At 56.3% G+C, this 20,244-nt stretch carries 15 protein-coding genes and 1 pseudogene; 12 read left to right on the plus strand and 4 right to left on the minus strand.

Translation table 11 applies throughout. The features are described 5' to 3' along the window. Positions 1–218 precede the first annotated feature (218 nt). Positions 219–623: a four helix bundle protein gene (locus IPI01_00005; protein MBK7256217.1), complete on the plus strand. Its 405-nt coding sequence runs from the start codon at positions 219–221 to the stop codon at positions 621–623. 1,003 nt (positions 624–1,626) lie between these two features. On the opposite strand, the gene IPI01_00010 is transcribed toward IPI01_00005, so the two are convergent. Genes IPI01_00010 through IPI01_00020 form a run of 3 tightly spaced genes read right to left on the minus strand, consistent with a single transcriptional unit; the run spans position 1,627 to position 3,442 of the window. Continuing rightward, the gene (locus tag IPI01_00010) at positions 1,627–1,962 is read right to left on the minus strand and encodes an RNA polymerase sigma factor (GenBank protein ID MBK7256218.1); all 336 of its coding nucleotides are present in this window, start codon (positions 1,960–1,962) and stop codon (positions 1,627–1,629) included. Then, the gene (locus tag IPI01_00015) at positions 1,920–2,189 is read right to left on the minus strand and encodes a hypothetical protein (protein MBK7256219.1); all 270 of its coding nucleotides are present in this window, start codon (positions 2,187–2,189) and stop codon (positions 1,920–1,922) included. The genes IPI01_00010 and IPI01_00015 overlap by 43 nt, the downstream gene beginning before the upstream one ends. Then, positions 2,156–3,442 carry a hypothetical protein gene (locus tag IPI01_00020; protein MBK7256220.1) on the minus strand — a complete coding sequence of 429 codons (1,287 nt, stop codon included), beginning with the start codon at positions 3,440–3,442 and terminating at the stop codon, positions 2,156–2,158. The genes IPI01_00015 and IPI01_00020 overlap by 34 nt, the downstream gene beginning before the upstream one ends. Positions 3,443–4,491: 1,049 nt before the next feature. On the opposite strand from IPI01_00020, the gene IPI01_00025 reads away from it, so the two are divergent. The 11 genes and pseudogenes from IPI01_00025 to IPI01_00075 all read left to right on the plus strand — a co-directional run bounded on the left by IPI01_00025 (position 4,492) and on the right by IPI01_00075 (position 19,500). Next, on the plus strand, positions 4,492–5,829 hold the full coding sequence (locus IPI01_00025; protein ID MBK7256221.1) for a T9SS type A sorting domain-containing protein: 1,338 nt from the start codon (positions 4,492–4,494) through the stop codon (positions 5,827–5,829). Positions 5,830–6,280: 451 nt separating this feature from the next. Further along, entirely contained in the window at positions 6,281–8,428 is a 2,148-nt protein-coding gene (locus IPI01_00030; GenBank protein ID MBK7256222.1) for a T9SS type A sorting domain-containing protein, read from the plus strand. Positions 8,429–9,113: 685 nt separating this feature from the next. Further along, positions 9,114–11,201, plus strand: a complete 2,088-nt coding sequence (locus IPI01_00035) for a T9SS type A sorting domain-containing protein (GenBank protein ID MBK7256223.1) — start codon at positions 9,114–9,116, stop codon at positions 11,199–11,201. A 550-nt stretch (positions 11,202–11,751) separates the two neighbouring features. Continuing rightward, the gene (gene ltrA, locus IPI01_00040; protein MBK7256224.1) at positions 11,752–13,041 is read left to right on the plus strand and encodes a group II intron reverse transcriptase/maturase; all 1,290 of its coding nucleotides are present in this window, start codon (positions 11,752–11,754) and stop codon (positions 13,039–13,041) included. Positions 13,042–13,416: 375 nt separating this feature from the next. Then, positions 13,417–14,526 carry a T9SS type A sorting domain-containing protein gene (locus IPI01_00045; protein ID MBK7256225.1) on the plus strand — a complete coding sequence of 370 codons (1,110 nt, stop codon included), beginning with the start codon at positions 13,417–13,419 and terminating at the stop codon, positions 14,524–14,526. A gap of 159 nt (positions 14,527–14,685) precedes the next feature. Next, positions 14,686–15,092 (plus strand): annotated as a pseudogene (locus tag IPI01_00050) (four helix bundle protein). Positions 15,093–15,262: 170 nt separating this feature from the next. Beyond that, positions 15,263–16,450 carry a hypothetical protein gene (locus tag IPI01_00055; GenBank protein ID MBK7256226.1) on the plus strand — a complete coding sequence of 396 codons (1,188 nt, stop codon included), beginning with the start codon at positions 15,263–15,265 and terminating at the stop codon, positions 16,448–16,450. A 232-nt stretch (positions 16,451–16,682) separates the two neighbouring features. Then, positions 16,683–16,952, plus strand: a complete 270-nt coding sequence (locus IPI01_00060; protein MBK7256227.1) for a DUF4160 domain-containing protein — start codon at positions 16,683–16,685, stop codon at positions 16,950–16,952. A 4-nt stretch (positions 16,953–16,956) separates the two neighbouring features. Continuing rightward, positions 16,957–17,199: a DUF2442 domain-containing protein gene (locus IPI01_00065; GenBank protein ID MBK7256228.1), complete on the plus strand. Its 243-nt coding sequence runs from the start codon at positions 16,957–16,959 to the stop codon at positions 17,197–17,199. A 112-nt stretch (positions 17,200–17,311) separates the two neighbouring features. After that, the gene (locus IPI01_00070; protein ID MBK7256229.1) at positions 17,312–17,491 is read left to right on the plus strand and encodes a hypothetical protein; all 180 of its coding nucleotides are present in this window, start codon (positions 17,312–17,314) and stop codon (positions 17,489–17,491) included. Between the two features lie 494 nt (positions 17,492–17,985). Then, positions 17,986–19,500, plus strand: a complete 1,515-nt coding sequence (locus IPI01_00075; GenBank protein ID MBK7256230.1) for a T9SS type A sorting domain-containing protein — start codon at positions 17,986–17,988, stop codon at positions 19,498–19,500. A 173-nt stretch (positions 19,501–19,673) separates the two neighbouring features. On the opposite strand, the gene IPI01_00080 is transcribed toward IPI01_00075, so the two are convergent. Beyond that, the gene (locus tag IPI01_00080) at positions 19,674–19,997 is read right to left on the minus strand and encodes a nucleotidyltransferase family protein (protein MBK7256231.1); all 324 of its coding nucleotides are present in this window, start codon (positions 19,995–19,997) and stop codon (positions 19,674–19,676) included. Positions 19,998–20,244: the final 247 nt, after the last annotated feature.

A 20,244-nucleotide genomic window follows, 5' to 3' on the forward strand; every position in this document is an offset into this window, starting at 1 on the left:
CTTCTATCGTATCCAAGCGGGGAACTACACCGAGACGAAGAAATTGTCGCTCATCCGGTGACGGTGGAGATGTTCTGAAGTGTGCGAGAGGCTCGTCCTGGTTTTCGGGGCGGGCCTTTTGTGTTCTGTGCATTGTTCGGTGATGTCGGAATTCGGGGGAGAGGGTAGTAGAAAGTAGGAGGGAGTATTAATGAGCAATGGATAGTGGACAATGGATGATGGGGGTGAAAGATCTTATGGCCAAAGGAGACGATATTGCCGCCAGATTGGTGGCGTTTGCCGTAGCAGTGCTGGAACTGTGCGACAAGTTGCCGAAAACTCCGCAGGGCACGCACATCGCGGGACAACTTTTGCGGTCTGGCACTTCCGGGGCGCCCAACTATGGAGAGGCACGGGCCGCGGAGAGTCTGAGTGACTTCATTCACAAACTGGGTATTGTGTTGAAGGAACTCAACGAGTCACGGGTGTGGCTGGAGATGATACAGAAGAGGGCATACATTCAGAGTGAGATCGTAACACCCGTCCTGGATGAATGTATCGCTCTCAGCAAGATCATCGCGGTGAGCCGGAGGACGGCAGCGGAGAATGCAGGCAGGGTACGGCAGGGGAGTCCATCAAAATAGTAGAGCCCGGAAATGCTTCCGGGCTCCAAATTATCCATGATCCATGGAAAATGGATAACTGACAATTCAAAAGCCCGCCGAAGGCGGGCTTTTGTGGCGGGGCGGACGGGGGACTGGCAGAACACTGATGATGCTTGAATTCACGCGGAAATCGCCACTTCTCCAGACGTGAAGCTCACTGCTTTGGCTTCCGAGGGCCTTTCGGCGACGGCGTTTTGGTACCGGAACCGCCTTCATCAGATGTCCCGCTCTGTTTCCGCCTCTCCTTTATTGTTCGCAGAATGTGTGGGGCGAGGATTTTTGAGACCCTTTCGAATCTCTCGTCTGGTGTGAGTGATGGGTCCAGGGCATCGAAGAGTTGAACCAGGCGAAAAGTGAATTTGGTTTTTGTTTTCTTCGGGGCATGCGGAACCAACTCTTCGATCCGTTTGGGAACCTCGAATTCTTGGATGCGGCGCTTCTTCGGGAGGCGAGCGGGTCCCGGTCGAGGAGTCGGATACCGGATGCCCTCAACGATGTCCTGCAGCAGGAGTAGGTCACCGTGCTTGCAGCCCATCCACGCCACAGACAACGAATCCGTCCGGATTGAGGTCGAAAGCGCGTGGCACTACGAGTTGACGCAATACGGTAGGTTCGGATGGGTGTAACAGTCCAAACGCGGCATACCCGATGCCAATCCCCACACAAAGAACCGCGGCGAACCTGATCCATAACCCCAGCCGGTTCAATTCACGTGAACCAAACCCATTAGCGTACTTTCCCCCTGGATGACCCTTGCCTGCGTCGGGTGCACCCAAGGGACGTCGGGCAACGCTAAGGACGGGGATGTCCACTGATATCTGGGGATCGCATTTCTCCAGTGCGTTCAAGGTCTTCTTGATAGCATTCAGCCGGGTGCTACATAAGGCACACGATCCGACATGCTCGAGTATCCGGGACTCGGGTTGCCCATTCAGCACACCGAGCGCAAACTGGAGCAACTCGTCTTCGTTGCAATGCGTGTTCATACTACACCTCTGCTCTGCAATATTGTGCGTACTGTCTTCACTGCGTAGAAGATACGTGACTTCACTGTCCCCAGGGCTACGCCGGTCATAGCCGCGATTTCCTCGTACCCGAACTCGCCATAAAACCTGAGCACGAGAATGTCTCTTTGCGACGGAGTCAGCAATTGGATCGCGCGAATGATCTCCCTCTCCTGTTCGCGTCTGACGGTCAGATCGAAGGGTGTTGGGTCTGGAGATCCGGCACACTCTGGCGGACCCTCTTCAAGTTTGTTCCGCCGCAGGTTTTCCTTCACCGCAGACCGATAAACGATCGTGGAGAGATATGTCCGCACAGATCCTCATGATGGCTAATCTCTGCGTGGAGCAGGCGGACGAAGGACTCCTGAACACAGTCGCGTGCGGCATCAGCAGATCCTGTCATCATTAGTGCAAGACGGAGAAGGCGCGGCGAGTGCGACTCAAATAGAGCTTTCCACGCCTTCTCATCTCCCTCCCGGGCATTTCGGAGGAGTACCCAGTCGTCGGCTATTTCTGCACCAGGTTTCTGACCCTGCACCACTCGTTGATCTCCTGGATGTCGTTGAACCCGCACCACATTTTGTCGGCCTCATCTCTTGCCTTTGCAGGGAGGACGGCTTGTAGAAATCTGCAATACCAGCGGAAGAGCGGTAGCCTGAACTCCGGGGCTTGATCTGCGAGCACCCTGATAAGTGCACGCATTCCGCTCGCGTAGTTGCGCAGAAGTTGCCGCCCCGCCCTGGACTCGTCCGCATAGCGAAGCTCCCAGCCATCAAGTCCACCAGTTCGGAACTCGTTCAACCAGAGGGACGCAATCCGCCGGGCAGCAACAGAGGGGGTCTCCACCGGAGGGGTAATCCGCACTACCGTGCCCTCCATCCGTCCGGCATCCCACAGTCGGGTCACGAAAGGAGTGCGTTGGAGCGAGAGGGCGAAAAAGACAGGGCGCCCTGCAGTCCGACAAGCATCGGCAAGACGCGAAAACAGGATGGTACTCTGTGGAGGATCGTTAGTCGCAGGGTCGTCAAGGGGCAGAGTCCGCAAAGAATCGAGCTTTGATCTGACCAAATTCTCCAATGTGTCTGCGCCGGGGACGAACGTGGGGAGCCCTTCCCGTTGGACATATCCGGGATACCAGTCTGTGTTCAGTAAGGAGATGTTGACAATATGGACATCGGCTCTGATATGTGCAATCCGAGTAAGGATCCAAACCGGGTACGTGTCGTTATCCCCGTTCGTGACGAGCACCGCGTCCTTGTCCAGACCGATCAGCATGTTGTAAGCGTAGTCCATGACTTCATTTGCGATGATCCCGGATTTCAGGAGTTTGCGGAGTGCGACGTCGAGTTTCTCCTTGTCGCCCCGTTCCATGTACCTCATCACCAAAGAGAACCAGGGATCCATAAATGAAGGATCAAGCTCTGCGGCACGCTCCTCAAGCGCCAACGCCTCCAGTCCACCCGTGGTATCGGAGATCTCGCGAGCCCGAAGATGTATCAGCACGGGATTCGACGGATACAGTTTTGCTCCCTCTGCCAAGAGCATGGAGTAGTCTTTGGCTTCAGCGTAGCGAGATGCGTACATCCAGTTTGCATAGGCATCTTCTGATGGATACGCTTCATAGTACGACTTCCACAGTGATGCGAGCCGAACGTAGGTTGCCTGGTCGTACAGTACTTCACGAAGGCTGCGGATTCGCTCAGGGCGTTGGACGAAGGTTCGGTCCTGGTGACATCCTGCAGAGGTAAGTGAAAGGAGTACGAACAGAACAGTGAAACCATGCGCGCGTGTCATGGATGCTCCGGTATTGTAGTCCTAGACGGTTCCATGTTAATATTCCGCCAGACCGGAATTTGTTCAATGTACAAAAGCTAGAGATGATCCGCGGTTGTGCGGGTATGCCCTGTGTTCGGGCAGAATTAGCATTTGAGATATGGGCGACCAACCGCATTGGCCCACGCACGCGCAAGATTGTTGACAATCACCTCGTCCGGCCTTATCTTGATATAGCACTATCGGGGGGGAACGATGGATCGAATATGCCTCTTGTCCGGATATCATAGGATGAGGGGCATTGTCGTTTCAGCGAAGTGCCATTGGGTGAAGATCGAAAATTGGGAATGATCGGGGAGGGCTCAATGCGTATCGAGCGGGCTGTGGTTCTCCTTATGGGGATCGGACTCTTCATTGGTGAAAATGCGTCGGCACAATGGCAGTCAACGGCCGGGCCATTTGGTGGAAGTGTTTCATGTCTCCTAACAGTCGGCGATCGGTTCTTCGCGGGGACAGACCGGGGGATGTACGTCTCGACTGATGCCGGTGTGACGTGGGATACCGTGCATGCGCCTTTCCGGAATGCGGGCAGAGTCAGGCCGATCGTCCGGTGCGATTCCCTTCTCTTGATGAGCTGCGATGAAGGCGTCTTCGTCAGTTCCGACCAGGGGAACACATGGCTCGAGCCGAACCCGACGTTTGACTGGCAGGTGAGGGGATTCGGGAATATCGGAGCGAAGGTCTTCGTGGCCACTGTCGGGAGTGGCGTTGTATCGTCATCAGACCATGGCGTAACCTGGCAAGGTACGGGTATGGTATCCGGGAACAGCCAGGGCATGGTTGCGATGCAGGGCCGCCTGATCATGACCACTACGGAAGGGATTTTTTATTCGGACGATCAGGGCGTATCATGGTCCGACACCACAGTAGGATTGCCATTCCCACCCATACCCGGCGCCCCGTATGTCGCAATGGGTCGCCTCTTCGTCACCAGTAGCGGCCATCTCTACGTTTCCTCTGACAGGGGTGTTCACTGGACCCTGAGCGATTCGGGGCTTTCTGGAACAGTCATGGCCGTGTACGGCCGCGGGACTAAGGTGTTTGCCGCCACACTCAACGGCGTGTACGCATCGGCGGACACCGGACGTTTGTGGAGCAGGAAGAGCCAGGGATTGACGGACACGAGCGCCAACTGCCTGGCGGACGCAAAGGGGGTGTTGGTGTGTGGAACCTCATCCGAGATCTTCCGCTCGACCGATGATGGCACCTCGTGGAGTCTGGCCTCGACCGGCATTCGGAATCTGCGCTGCTATGCACTTGCGGATTCCGGCGGGATCCTGCTTGTCGCGGCAGGCCGCACGATACGATCCTCTGCAGACTCCGGAAAAACCTGGTCTCGTCCGGCACCAGGGCTGATCGGCACCCAGGCGGTCAGACGGATCATGTGGAAGGGTGCAAACCTCTATGCAGGAACGTCGACCGGATTGTACCGGTCAACGAGCTCCGGAGGCGCATGGACGCAGATCAGCATGGGGCCGCTTGTTGAATATGTGAACGCGCTTGAGACGTTAGGGTCTCGACTGTTCGTCGGAACGAATAGCGGTGTCATGCATTCATCGAATGACGGTGCGAGCTGGACCCGCGTAAAGGTGGCGGCGCTCTACGGGTTCATCCGGTCACTCACTACCTCGGCCGGCAAGCTGTACGCGGGCACGGATGAAGGTGTATTTGTCTCCGCAGATACCGGTTCACACTGGTCTCCGGTCGGCAGCGGGCTTCCTCAGGAAAGTGTGCGGGCACTCTTGGTCGTGGACTCAACGCTGTTTGCGGCGCAGGATCTGGGTGTGCGGCGATTGAAGCTCGGAGGAACCACATGGACGCCGGTGCCCGGGCCGGTCTTCGGGCTTTTCGTATTTGCCATGGCTTATGGCCGCGGACGTCTCTTTGCGGGCACGGACAATGGGGTGTTTTCTTCGCCGGACCTCGGCGAAACCTGGACACCGGTGAACGATGGGGTGAGCGATCGCCTCATCACCTCGTTGTCGTTCACCGGTGGTGATCTCTATGCGGGCACCGTGGGAGGTGTGTGGCGATGGCCCGCCGATCAGCCAACAACCGTATCAGCGACATCGGAGCATGTTCCGCTCTCTGCCATGCTCATGCAGAACTACCCCAACCCCTTCAATCCGTCGACCACGATCAGGTATGGTCTTCCGGGTCGAGCGCACGTTACGCTGACAGTGTTCAACACGCTGGGACAGCAGGTATCCGTCCTGCAGAACAGCGAACAAGACCCCGGCTACCACGAAATCCGCTTTGACGGCTCGAACCTCCCCAGCGGCGTGTACTTCTACAGAATGCAAGCGGGCTCATTCGTAGAGACCAAACGACTTCTCTTGTTGAGATAAGGACAGACGCAGATCGTGAGAAGTGATTAGGGATCGGTACTCATCTCCGGGCCTTTTCAACAAAAAACCCGACATCGGGGGGATGCCGAGCTCGTCCGGGCCAAGATTCAGTCAGACCTCTTGTTGGGGAAGTATGGATTACCCACCTCTCGTACCAAGTCCAACTCACTTCATGACCATGTTAAGACATTTGTGGAGAGAAAGAAGAGCAGGATCAAGGCTACATCACTTGCACGGTACAAGACCAAGAACTTCTTCAACCATTTCGGGGACAGCTCTAGTGAGACCTATACTTCGATTTGCAGTCTGTTCTTTGCTTCTGACGGCAAATGTAACCCTTCTGTTCGCTCAGTGGGAATGGGCCGGAGGAATCTATGGGGGTAGTCTTGGCACCGTGGGTTCCGCTGGAAAATGGATCGTTGCCAGCGGACGCTACGCGGGAGAACGGATCGTGAGTTCGACCGACGGGGGAGAATCCTGGTCGTATCTCCCCGGAGTCGGACCAACTGTGTTCAACCCTGTATTGGTGACTGCTTCCACTGACACCTTCATGCTCGCGGTGGGAGCTGGATACTCGGTTTTCCGCTTGCGAGACACGGCACAGACCTGGGTCCGCAGTGACAGCGGCCTAAACGGAGCGCCGATACGGCAGTTGGCCGTGATGGAGGGAAAGGGATCTTCCTCTGACGGTGTCATCGTTGCGGCGTCACCATCCTCCGGCATCTTCCGCTCGACTGATCAGGGAGTCCACTGGTCCGCCTCCGACAGCGGCCTGACAACGCTCAATGCGGTTACAATCGTTGCCATCGATTCGTCGTTCCTGGTGGGCACAAGCAATCGTGGGGTTTTCCGATCGGTAGACCAGGGCATGTCCTGGTCGTCATGGGGCGCAGGTCTGACCGACACCAGCATCACCGCTCTTGCCACGTCGGCAGGATGGGTATTTGCCGCCAATGGTACTAATGTGTACCAGTCCAGCGACAAAGGCGAGACATGGTCGCTTGTGCCGAAGAGCGCGCCAGCACAGGTTCTGAACCTGGTTCTCGTCCCAACGCCTGGCAAAGGCCTTGGCGTGGCTCTCTTTGTCGTCACTTCGGCGGGGTACAATAGATACGCACCAGAGGCCTCAGACTGGGTACTGGTGAAGGCGGCACCCAGTCAATACATCAATTCCGAACTTCAGCCTTTCACGATGACTGTTGTTGATACGGTGCTTTACACTGTGGACTATAACCAGATGGCGTGCTCGAGCGACCTGGGCGGCACCTGGTATCAAGTAGGGAAAGGGATTGCAGCGGAGGCTCTCGGACATATTTCCAGCCGCAACGTGCATGCGCGCCTCTACGGCCGCGAGTTCACGTCCACCAACTACGGCTCAAGCTGGCTGGCTATTCACCCGATTTTTACCAACGGATCGAATGGTAATGTCATTTCTGTTTCCGCCGACACCTCGGCACTCGGCTATGACCAGTTGACCATCGGGACCGATTCGGGGAGTGTCGAGTTCTCCAGTGACGGCGGCAGGAGCTGGCAATCACTAGGAAAACCACGCCCTGCCAGTGACAATCTCATGTGCACCAGTGTCGCCGAAATGAATGGTATGGTGTTCACATCGCTCTTGCGAACGGACAAGTGGGTGAGGGTTGCCGATACCATTGCCGCAGTCTATCGCACCACCAATGGCGGTGCGTCGTGGGAAAGGCTTATCACGCCGAATCTTTCTGACACGGATGCCGCGGCAAGCTGGCTCTATGTGCATCTGTTCCGCGACGGGGCAGGAAAAAGGATACTCTTTGTCGACAACCAGTATCACCTCTGGCGGTCGACCGATGACGGAGTTAGCTGGTGGGAGGACACGGCCTCGTCCATCCATGGCGGGTGGAAGAAGATGGTGCAGGTGAACGGGAGTCTCTTCATGTGCGCGCAGGGGTATTACCGTGTTCTCTATGACAATGATGGCAATATTACGTATTCGGGGGACAGTGCGGGGGTCTATCGATCCGATGACTTTGGTCTCTCGTGGCTCAATGTGACCGGGGACCTGCATCCATGGGTTACTAGCGGGCTCGCTGCTGTTGCCAGTTCCCAGGACCCATCACGGATCTTCCTGGCGACAACCACCCCAGGGACTTATTCGCGTGCCAATGTACTAACATCGACCGAAGGCGGACAGCATTGGCGAGCCTTCACCGGCGACCTCCGGGTAGACTTTTCGTCAGCGTTTGGCTCAGGTCCGGTCGTAGGCGATGATCACTACCTTTACCTTTATGCCAGACGACGGCCGTGGAGTGAAGCCGAACTGACCTCCGCAGAGCCGGTGCACACTTACCACCCAGCAGCGTTCTCGCTGAGCCAGAACTACCCGAACCCGTTCAATCCGACGACAACGATTGGCTATAGCCTGCCGCACAAATCGCACGCGTCTCTGACGATCTTCAACATGCTCGGCCAACAGGTCGCAGTTCTCCAGAATGGAGAACAACAGGCCGGATATCACGAAGTCCGTTTCGACGGCGCGAACCTCCCCAGCGGTGTGTATTTCTACCGCATGCAGGCGGGGACCTACACGGAGACGAAGAAGCTCTTGCTTGTCCGTTAGTGATCGACGATGGGCTCGGTATGTTCTTCGGGCCCTATCACCGAAAGAAACAAAACCAGCGTTGGGGAGGATCGACGATCACAGGCGTCGACTCCAAGCGCACGTCAATGTCGTTGACAATCCCCTCGCCGAGCCGTATCTTTCATATGCACTATCGGGGGAACGATGGAACTGCATATGCCTCTTATCCGGATGTCACAGGATGAGAGGCATTTGTGTTTCTTGGGGAAAAGTGTGTTGTTGCACGATGTTGGCTCTGCAATGAACCGTCAAGATTCGATTTGCATGGATGGCGCTATGAGACTCCTGAAGTACTTACGGCCGGCAGCCATGATGTTTCTCCTGTGTGGAGTCGGTCAGCGATCAACGGCCCAGATAGTTTGGGAATGGCAGAATCCACTTCCTCAGGTGAGCGGTCTCTACGTATACGCAACGATCGCCCCGGATAGCTCGAAGACATACCATTTGGTGTCTGGGGAAAGCGGTGATCAGCTTCAACTGCTCTTTACCGTGGAGCCTTTGGTCGGCGTGGAAATAGAAGTGTTCAGGCAGTGTGCGATAATTCTTACTGGATCCCTGAGGCGGGCTTGCTTTGAGCTGGCATGGTATTCATGGTAATTCGCTTTGCGACGATCCTCAAGTCACAATGAGTTCTGTAATACCTGGATCAACTGGAGATAGAGATATGACATCGCGTGCGATAGGAGTAGTTCTCGGGGTCGCCCTTTTCGCAGTGAATGCGTTTGCCCAGTCGGGATGGACGACGAAAACCGTGACGTTTTCATTCCCCGATTCGATCAGAGCGGTGAGCGGTACGGATTTCAAGAACCGGCTGGCGGTGGGCAAGCATGGTCTCATCTACCGCACCTCCAACAACGGGTATACATGGACAAACCAGTCAGGTGGCACAACGGCCGATCTGTTCGGCGTCACGTTCGCTGATTCCGCGGTGTGTGTGGCAGTGGGCGACAGCGGGGTGATCCTGCGCAGTACCGATGGGGGGAGAGTGTGGACCGCGCGCCCAAGCGGGACCACGAAGCGATTGAAAGCGATATCATTCAGGAACGCTTCCATTGGTGTCCTCGTAGGCGAAGGTGGAACCATCCTCCGGACCACCAATGGGGGGACCGCATGGTCGACGGTGACCGCAGCCTTCACCGGGGCATTCACGGGTGTGGCCATCGCTGGGAGCGACACGGGATTCATTGTCGGGGCAGGCGGGATCATTGCGCGGACAACAAATGGCGGAGCCGCCTGGAGTGCGCAGACCAGTGGAACGAGCAGGACGTTGTCGGGTGTGACGATTCTCTCCGGATCGATCGCCATCGCTGTTGGGGATAGTGGAACCGTCCTGCGCACAGTGGACTGTGGGGTCACGTGGACCACACCGGTCTCCGGCACCACGCAACCGCTCCGCGGGGTATCGTTCTGCCTCACGCGAACGGGTTTTGCCGTCGGGGAAGGCGGCACGATCCTCTCGACAACGGATAGCGGCGCAACCTGGCACAATGACTCGGGGATCACCTCGGAGTCGCTGTGGGGCGTTCATGGCGTGGATTTCTGGGATGCCACGGTCGTCGGCGATGACAAGACCATCGTCTTGTGGGACCGTTCAACCGGTTGGTGGAGCACCATGTACAGGGAATCAACATTCCGTGGCGTGGCCTTCGCGGATTCGCACGGTGTGGCTGTTGGCTATGATGGGTTCATTCTTCATACATCGAATGGTGGCCGAACGTGGGAGCAGCAGCGGAGCAACACCACAGGGTCCTTCGGCGACGTCGACCTTGCTGACAGGGATTTCGGAATCGCCGTCGGGACCAATGGTACGATCGTGCGAACGACAGACGGCGGGGCCCATTGGACGGTGCAACCGAGCGGGACAGAGAAAGATCTGCGGCGGGTGGATATCGTCGATCATGCGATCGCCACCGCCGTCGGTGCGGATGGGACCATCCTCCGAACAACCGATGGGGGGATATCGTGGCAGGCGCAAGTAAGCGGCACAAACTGGGAACTGTGTGATGTGTCGTTCCAGAACAAGGACAAGGGGACCGCGGTAGGATTCGTCGGAACCATGCTTCAGACAACGAACGGCGGTACCACCTGGGTCGCAAGGGAAAGCGGGATCTACGACAACCTGTGCGCGGTGGCGTTCACCACGCCGGACACGGGATATGCCGCCGGAGGGTACGAGGCGATCATCAGGACGTTCGACAGTGGCATCACGTGGACTCGGGTTATCGGCGGGAGGCAGCTGGCATTCTGGAAGGTGCAATTCACGACACGGGATACAGGATATGCTGTCGGCACGTGGGGATCGATCTACAAGACCACAAATGCGGGGGCGACATGGGTCCCCCTCACTGGGATCACCACCAGTTCACTCTATGACCTCTGTTTCAGCGACGCGAACCATGGGACCGCTGTCGGAGCTGACGGAACGATTCTCACCGTCGACTTCGATCCAACAACAGGCGTGGGTGCCGTTGATGCCGATCGGATGCCCGGCCAGGCGACGCTGGCGCAGAGCTATCCCAACCCCTTCAACCCGTCGACGACAATCCGCTACGGGTTGCCGGCACGCTCACACGTGACGCTGACCGTCTTTAATACTCTTGGTCAGCAGGTTACCGTGCTGCAGAACGGGGAGCAGGACGCAGGGTATCACGAGGTCACATTCGATGCTGCGTCTTTGACGAGCGGTGTGTACTTCTACAGGCTGCAGGCGGGAATGTTCACGGAGACGAAGAAGCTTTTGCTTGTGCGATGAGCGCCAAGGTAAACTGTTCCTGATCTTGTTGGGTGAGGAGTGAGGGCGCTCTACTCCGAGTCCCAACCATGATGAGACTCTGTGCATCATGGAGCGGGGAGTCGGTATGAGGCGGGAAACGGCTTCATGCTAACGGCCTCGACGACGTAGTCTGAAAGGACGCAACGCAAACGGCCAGGTCGTAATCTTCGGGTGAACGCACAGGTAGCCTCGTAAAGAGTACTGAGATGGACGAGCCCCTATCGTATGGGCGAAGTCAAGACTGCACGCCGGACACAGAGAGACCACGGTGACGGCAGCATCTCCGGGGTATGAGCGACGACATGGTTGGACAGATGAGGAACGGGACTTGGGAAACCCTCGCTGACCCTCGACGACCCAACACGCCACTTGGGGATGACAGGAGAAGAGCCCTCTCATAAGGAAACGAAAGAGAGGGAAGCCGGCAGGGTGGCGGATGGGGCCGTAGTACCGATGAAGTTCTGGAAACAGAACAGAGGGAAGGGCTCCTGCTGAAGGAATGCTTCTGCAAGAAACGAAGGAGCGTGTATTGCGCGAGCTATCAAGCACGGAATGGCTTCGGGAGTCTCAGAAGAAGCTGCATGCAAAGGCGAAAGCCGAGCCGAAGTTCCGGTTCTACAGTCTGTACGATAAGACGTATCGTACGGATGTGTTGGAAGAGGCCTATCGCAAAGCCAAAGCCAACGGTGGAGCAGGCGGGGTGGATGGAGAGACCTTTGACGATGTAGAGAGGAAGGGTGTCGCTGTCTATCTTGCCGAACTTCAGCTTGAGATGAAGGAACGGCGCTATGAGCCGAAACCAGTACGACGTGTGTATATCCCGAAACCGAATGGCAAGGAGCGTCCGCTCGGCATACCGACCATCCGGGACCGGATCGTGCAGACGGCTTTTCTGATGATACTGGAACCGATCTTCGAGGCGGATTTTGCCGACTCAAGTTACGGGTTCCGTCCGGAAAAGAGCGCACACGATGCGGTGCGGGAGATATACAAGTACCTGAACTGGGAATGCACCGAAGTGTACGATGTCGATCTGGAGCAGTACTTTGACACGGTCGACCACGGCAAGCTCATGAAGCTCGTTGCACGGCGCATCAGCGACGCGCAGATACTTCATGTGATCAAGCAGTGGTTGAGCTGCGGGTACGTCGAAGACGACCAGCACCGGCAGACGACACAAGGCACACCACAGGGCGGGGTGATCAGTCCGCTGCTGGCGAATATCTATCTGAACCCAGTCGATCAGGCGTTCAAGAGGGAGAGGCTTGGCAACATCAGTAAGGGGTCCATCCACCTTGTCCGGTATGCTGACGATATGGTGATCCTGGCACAAAAGAATCTGGAGAAGGGCATAACCCTGCTGCATCACTATCTGGAACGGCTGGGGTTGCGTCTGAACAACGAGAAGACACGCCGCCTGCGGTTGGACATTGGCAATAGCGTGGACTTCCTCGGCTTCCGCTTCCACAATGTCAGGAGCAGGCAGAACGGCTCACGGCTGATGTTGGTCTATCCGAGTGCGCGGAGTCAAACCAAGTTCCGCGCCACCGTACGGAAATATGTCCATCACTCCATACCGCTACGGGTGAAGGATCAGGTGCAAAACCTGAACCGGTTCCTGCGCGGGTGGATGGGATACTTCCGGCTCGGACATGGATCGGCAGTGTTCCGCAAGCTGGCGCATTTTGTCAATCTTCGCGTCCGGCACACCATCTGGCGACGCAGAGGCAGGCGTGGGTATGGGTTCGGTAAGCTGACCTCGGACTACATCTATGGTCAGCTCGGCCTGTTCTACGACTACCACGTCGCACGGCTTTGACCAATGTCTGTCAGACCTTCAGGAGCGCTGGATGAGGGAAATCCTCACGTCCAGTGCGACGAGGGTTCAAAAGGCAATAGAGTGATGGTCTGCTTGAGCGGGACACTCGCCCGAAAGGAGAGATCCGGTCTGGGCTCACAGGACCTGCACACCACTACACTTTTGTCCTACTCTACAAAAAATGAAGTAGTGTTTAAGGGGTAAACTGTGAGGAACGAGGTGGATTCTCAACTCGAGAAGGCATATCGAATCGGACTGGGGCGAACAGTCTTGCCGGTCTTCTGTCTGCTACTGCTCGCCTCTTCTCCAAACGGGACTGCCAGAGCGCAATGGACCAGAACCAATTGGCCGCAGAGTAAGGTTATCCATGCGCTGATGGTCAGTGAAGCGGATCTGTATGGTGGATCAACGGCTGGCATCATGCGCTCGACCGACGACGGGGCAAGCTGGTCGTATCCGGAGAGCACGTTTTCGTATCGTCGCGGCTACAGTTTTGCCAGTCGGGGAGAGCTTCTTTTCGCAGGGACCACAACGGGACTGTATCGGTCCACCAATCGGGGGCGCGTTTGGGATCGAGTTGAGGTCGGCTTGAGTAGGCCGGAGCTCAGTGTCTATGGGATCGCTCTGCTCGATAGTGCGATCTTTATCGGCACGGGCGGGCAAGGAATAGCGGTGTCGACCGACGCGGGGGTATTGTGGCAACGACTTCCCGACGGGCTTGATCTTGACGTCGTTGAATTCCTGACGGCATTGGATTCCAACCTCTTCGCATCAATCAATTCAACAAAGATGATTCGCTCCACGGACCGGGGCATCACCTGGCAACGTTCCGACAAGGGGCTTCCTTATAATAGTGTCTTTGGGGTAGAGAAGGTGGGCAACATGTACCTTGCCCTGACGATGCAGGGCATCTATGAATCATCCGATACCGGAACAACCTGGACTCCCCGAAAGACGACGGGTCTGGAAGGGATCATTTCTATCTGCCTGATCGAATCCCATGGCTCTTTGATCATGGGCACCGGCTCCGGAGTGTTCGTGTCCCGGGATTCAGGTTATACTTGGACAAACATGAGCACGGGCCTCGACACGATCGTGAATGATGTTTGGATACTGAGAGTGAAGGGGGATTTTCTGTACGCGGCAGTCTATGGTTATGGGCTCTGGCGGCGACCCCTCTCTGAACTTACTTCCGTGGAATCGCCGGATCTTCCCGTCCCCGTCCGGCATGCGCTCCTTCAAAACTATCCCAACCCCTTCAACCCGTCGACGACAATACGCTACGGGCTCCCGAGTCGAGGGCATGTGACCCTGACGGTTTTCAACACCCTCGGGCAACAGGTCTCGACGCTTGTCCAAGGGGAACAAGATCCCGGCTACCATGAAGTCCGTTTCGACGGCGCGAACCTCCCGAGCGGGGTGTATTTCTATCGGATGAACGCATCGAGCTACACGGAGACGAAGAAGTTGTTGCTTGTCCGGTGACGGTGGAGTCACGCAGAGTTGTGCGAGAGGCTCGTTCCGGTTTTCGGGGCGGGCCTTTTGTGTTTCTGTGGGGTGTTTCGTGGTGTCGGAATTCGGGGAAGAGGGGAGTAGAATTGGAGAGCGGATTATCGATTATCAACGGATAATGGACAATGGATGATGGGGGTGAAAGATCTTATGGCCAAAGGAGACGATATCGCCGCCAGATTGGTGGCGTTTGCCGTAGCAGTGCTGGATCTGTGTGACAAGTTGCCGAAGACTCCGCAGGGCACGCACATCGCAGGACAACTCTTGCGGTCTGGTACATCCGGTGCGCCCAACTATGGAGAGGCACGTGCCGCGGAGAGTCTGAGTGATTTCATTCACAAGCTGGGCATCGTGTTGAAGGAGCTCAACGAGTCACGGGTGTGGCTGGAGATGATACAGAAGAGGGCTACATTCAGAGTGAGATCGTAACACCCGCCCTGGATGAGTGTATCGCTCTCAGCAAGATCATCGCGGTGAGCCGCAGGACAGCAGCAGAAAACGCAGGCAGGATACGGCAGGGGAGTTCTACAAAAAAGTAGAGCCCGGAAAACCTCCGGGCTCTTAATTATCCATGATCCATGGATAATGGATAACGGCTGGCTTTGATATAAAACCGTACACCTGATACTTGTTGTGAGCTGGTCTTTTCTGAGGTAGCTTTTCTTGGTGATGTATGAGTCCAAGACCTTCCATCAGATGAGACGGCTCAGTGAGACAACAGAAAGCACAACAGCTCTTTGCCGAAGTCCATCGGCTTCACGGCCTGGGCAAGAACAACAGCCAAATTGCCGAGGCGCTAACGCTTCGACGCGCCACTGTCGTCGATTGGCTGAGTCGGAGCGAGTACCAGGACAATCGTGGTTGGAAGGCCGGTCGGGCTCGCAAGCATACGGATCCTGGCGTTACCAAAAAGATTCTACGGCTGAAGAAACGTCGCGTCCAGGAAAACTATCTGGTCGGCAGTGAGTATGTCCAGATGGACTATGCAAAAGCGTTCCCGAACGAGGAACCGCCTTCTGTCTGGTTCATCGACAGCATTGTCCGCAAGGCCGGGCTCCAGACGCGGAAGCCCAAAGCGAAGCGGCGCGGTGGATCAGCGTATCTCCTGTACCCCGTGGTCTCGATGCACCGCCTCGGGCTCATTCAGCAGTCCGCCGACTTCATCGGCAAAAAGTATATAGACGGTGTCACACGGCCGGTCACGATCTTCTCGAGTTGTTACTACCGGCCGTTTAAGATGTATCAGATTCAGCGAACCGAAGCAGAAAAGGCCGCTTTTGCGATCGAGATCCTGTCCCGGCAGTGGGCAGACCTTCCCGTCCCGCATGTCGTACGGATCGACAACGGTGGCCCCTTCCGAGGGACCAGTCGGGCTGCTCGCTTCCTCGGGACGTTTGTCGTGTTTCTCTTGAACCTGGGGATCACGCCACTGTTCGGATCCCCGTCGCGTCCTTGGACCAACGGTGCGGTCGAAGGCTACAACCGAGTCTTCACCGAGAAGGTCTGGCTCAAGAACCGTTTCCGTTCTTTGGAAGAAGTCGACAAGGAAAATGATCGCTTCAATGCCGAAGGCCGGGAGCTCTTTGACTTTCGCTATCGCTCACTTGTTGACCGCTACCAAGCTCGGCGCCTGGAGCCTTCACGGGTGATCAAGACCGACTCTTTGAGAACACGGCGCAACAAGAAGATCAGTTTCATCCGCTTCGTCGAGCCGGCCTTGGATGAGCCAAGACCACACATAGTAGTTATGAATGAGCGAGTCTATCTGCCGGAGGCATATCTTCACCAGTTTGTCTTTGCCACCTGGGATCTGGAAGAAGAAAAGCTCTCTATTGTCTCTGAATATCAAGGAACATGTACACCGATCATGCAACACCCCTTCAAAATCAATGAATGAACAGGGTGTACGGTTTTATACCAAAGCTAGCGGATAACTGATAATTCAAAAGCCCGCCGAAGGCGGGCTTTTGTGGCGGGGCGGACGGGGGTCTCACAGAACCCTCATCCTCTGCGAATTCCGCACGGAAACGCTGAAACGACGACGTTGAGACCTTGACAAGCGTTCACGTACAGGATATATTGTATCTGGATGACCGTGGTGGCCGGTTCTCACTTGGGTGACGAAACATATGCCCGTAATTTCGATGTTCTATGGAATCGTCGTGTTGATGTACTACTTCGACGACAAGAAACACAAGACACCCCATATCCATGCTCAGTATGGGGAAGAAGAGGCCGTCGTTTCCATCCCTGAGGGAAATGTCATCGCCGGAACGCTGCCGCCGGCGAAGCTGAGACTTGTTCTTGCATGGATCGAGATTCACAAAGAAGAGCTCCTTGCAAATTGGCGGCTGGCCACAGAAGGTCAACAGGTTTTTAACATCGATCCGTTGAAGTGATCATATGAATAAGCTCATCTCGGTAACGCCACAGGACGATCACACGCTTGTTCTTGTATTCGATGATGGATCGCAGCGCCTGTTCGATGTACGCCCATATCTTGACAAAGGGATCTTTGTCGAACTCAAGAACCTCGCCTATTTCAGACAGGTCAGGATCGCTTTTGGAACCGTCCAGTGGCCGCACCAACAGGACATCGCTCCTGAGACTCTCTATCATGACTCCAGAGCGTATGTCGCTTCGTAGCGATCCTTCTGAGTTCACCGGTTTCGGCGTGGATGACTGAAGATCAACCGTTCTGTGATAACCTGGCAGAGTGGTCTCAGGGCACATTTTGGATGGTGCTCCGGGAGGCAGAATGACAAAGCAGCAACGCAAGACACGGGAGCTCATCATCGAGGGTGTGAAGGAATCCGTCGCAAGAGCTCTCGAGCGTCATAAGAAACTGGGCGAATCGGTGGCGGTGTGGAAGGATGGCAAAGTGGTGATGCTAAAGCCAAGCCAGATTCCTTCGAGGTCACGTCGTCAGTACAAGTAGGTGCATCGCTTTCTGAGATTGAAAGCGAGGCTGGCGCTTTCTTTGTACTGCGCAATATAGAATAGTGCTATCGGGGGGAACGATGGAACTGCATATGCCTCTTGTCCGGGTGTTCTGGATGGGAGGCATTCGTGTTTTGTCGTGGATGTGCCTTATGGCCGCACCAATGAGTCTGGTTGGGCCTCAGTCCACCAGATCGCAGACGGACGTGTTCCCCCTCCAAATTAGTCGGCACCTGCAATATGGATATCGACAAGAGTCATGCGATTGGTATTTCTAGACGATCTGCTTGATCATTATGACTCGACGATGCGATCTTCGACCAACTCGAACGGATGGACTGTGAAGATCTCAAGGATCACTTTCCTTCCCGTGGCCTGGACCACAATTGCGGCCGCCCAGTGGGTGGCTCGTTCTGCGGGATTTGATCCAGTGCATCTCATGACACAACATCAGGGGGCGACTCAACGGTGAAGACCGCGTGGAGGGGATTCGTGCTCCTTGTCGTAGCTCTGTCCGGCCTTGCCTTCCGCTCAGGGGCAGCGGGGAACGGTACGCCGGCCACGGAGGGGACGCCGCGTTTGTCCGTAGGCGGCGAGGCCCCGGTCGTCATCGTGGTGGACACGGCGGGTGTTCTCCACGGTTGGGGGTACAACGGACTCGGCAGTCTCGGCAATGGTGCAAATGCTGACACCCAGCGAACCCCGGCGGCAGTTGTGATGAATGGCCTGTTGTCGGGCAAGACCATTGTAGCGCTGGCAGGCGGCACGTATCATATGCTTGCGCTGGATTCAGACGGGAGGGTCTATGCGTGGGGATACAACCGTTCTGGCCAGCTGGGGGACGGGACCACAGTGGACAGCAACGTCCCCGTCGCCGTCTACACGCAGGGCGCGCTGGAGGGAGAGAGGATCATCGCAATTGCTGCCGGATGGGACCATTCTCTCGCTCTCTCGGCCGATGGGGCTGTGTACGCCTGGGGCCGTAACGGGAGCGGCCAGCTCGGCGATGGAACGACATTGGGCTCGAATGTCCCTGTTGCTGTGCGGGCCGATGGTGCCCTGTCCGGCAAGTTCGTTACGGCGATCAGTGCAGGTGGGTACCATTCCCTCGCGTTAACCTCGGAGGGCACGGTGTATGCCTGGGGGCTTAATAATGATGGAGCTCTCGGCGATGGGGGTTCCACCAGCAGTTCCCTGCCCGTTCGTGTTTATTCGGAGGGGGAGATGTCGGGTGCGTTCATCACAGCGGTAAGTGGTGGCGGATGGTATTCGCTTGCACTTTCGTCTGGGGGCGTTGTGTATGCGTGGGGCAACGGTCAATGGCTCGGGAGGAGGTGGGCTGGAAACAGTGCTGTGCCCATCGTGGTTCGGGAAGCTCTTGAGGGAAGGACAATCACGGCGATCGCCGCGGGCAGGGTCCACGCTCTTGTTCTGGATTCGGAGGGGGCAGTGCATGGATGGGGCCGAAATGACAATGGGGGCCTCTGCAACAGAAGCTTGTATGCAACCTACGTCCCTGTCACCGTGGTCAGGGCCGGTGAGCTGGCCGGGACGACAATTTCCCGCATTTTTGCTGGGGCGGAATTCTCGTATGCCGTCTCTTCTGATCGTCGTCTCTATGCGTGGGGTCTCAATCGCTTCGGCCAGGTTGGCGACGGCACGACGGTGAACAGGTGGTCTCCGGTGGCGACGCTTATCCACCGCATCGCTACGGACGTAGCGGACGACTCGCCAGAGTCCCCGTCAGGATTCACGCTTCGGCAAAACTACCCCAACCCCTTCAACCCATCGACGACCATCCGCTACGGTCTCCCGATTCGGTCTCACGTCTCTCTCACCGTGTACAACACGCTTGGTCAGGGTGTAGCTACACTCATGAACGGAGAACAAGACCCCGGTTACCATGAAGTGCGCTTCGACGGCTCGACACTCCCGAGCGGCGTGTACTTCTACCGCCTTCAATCACGGAGCTATGCGGAGACGAAGAAGTTATTGCTTATTCGGTGACGGTGGGGTCACGCAAGGCAGTGCGAAAGGCTCGTCCTTGTTTTCTGGGCGGGCCGCGGAAAGTCTGAGTGATTTCATTCGCAAATTGGGTATTGTGATGAAGGAACTCAACGAGTCACGGGTGTGGCTGGAGATGATACGTGGCGTCAAACATGTGGCGAAGTCTGATGATATCACTCTTCTTCGGCATACACCACCCGGGCTTCCGCTACCACTTGTTGTCGAAAATACTTGCTCAGGCTTGCGGGAGTGTGGAGATCGACCGGTCTCTCGAATATCTCTGAAAGATCCTCTGCGATCCTGGCGTAGGCAAATCCAGGCGTTCGACCCGTCTCGAATTCCACGAGAAGATCGATATCACTCTCGGATGAACGAGATCCGTCAGCCGTTGAACCAAACACCATGAGGCGCCGGACATGATATTTCTGGCAAACGTCTCTTAGGGTTGGTGTTGCCAGGGGCGGGAGAGGCTCAGTATGGGTTGGTGACGTGGACATGGGACGGACGACATAGAGGGACTACAATGTCTGCATCTCGCAATATACGACATCCATCGTTGGAATCAATGGAGTGTGGTCGGTCCGGGTAGCACCTTAGGCTTGCCTGGCAGGGCAGAAAATGATGGATCGGAAATGCGGCGGGAAGTACCCAAAACATGTAGAGCCCGTCCCGCGAAGCGGGCTCCGGGCTCTAAATTATCCATGATCCATGGAAAACTGATCATTCGATCCCGCGAACCGGGAT

It is taken from the genome of Ignavibacteriota bacterium, from assembly GCA_016707525.1.
Taxonomy (GTDB): Bacteria; Bacteroidota; Ignavibacteria; order UBA10030; family UBA6906; genus JAGDMK01.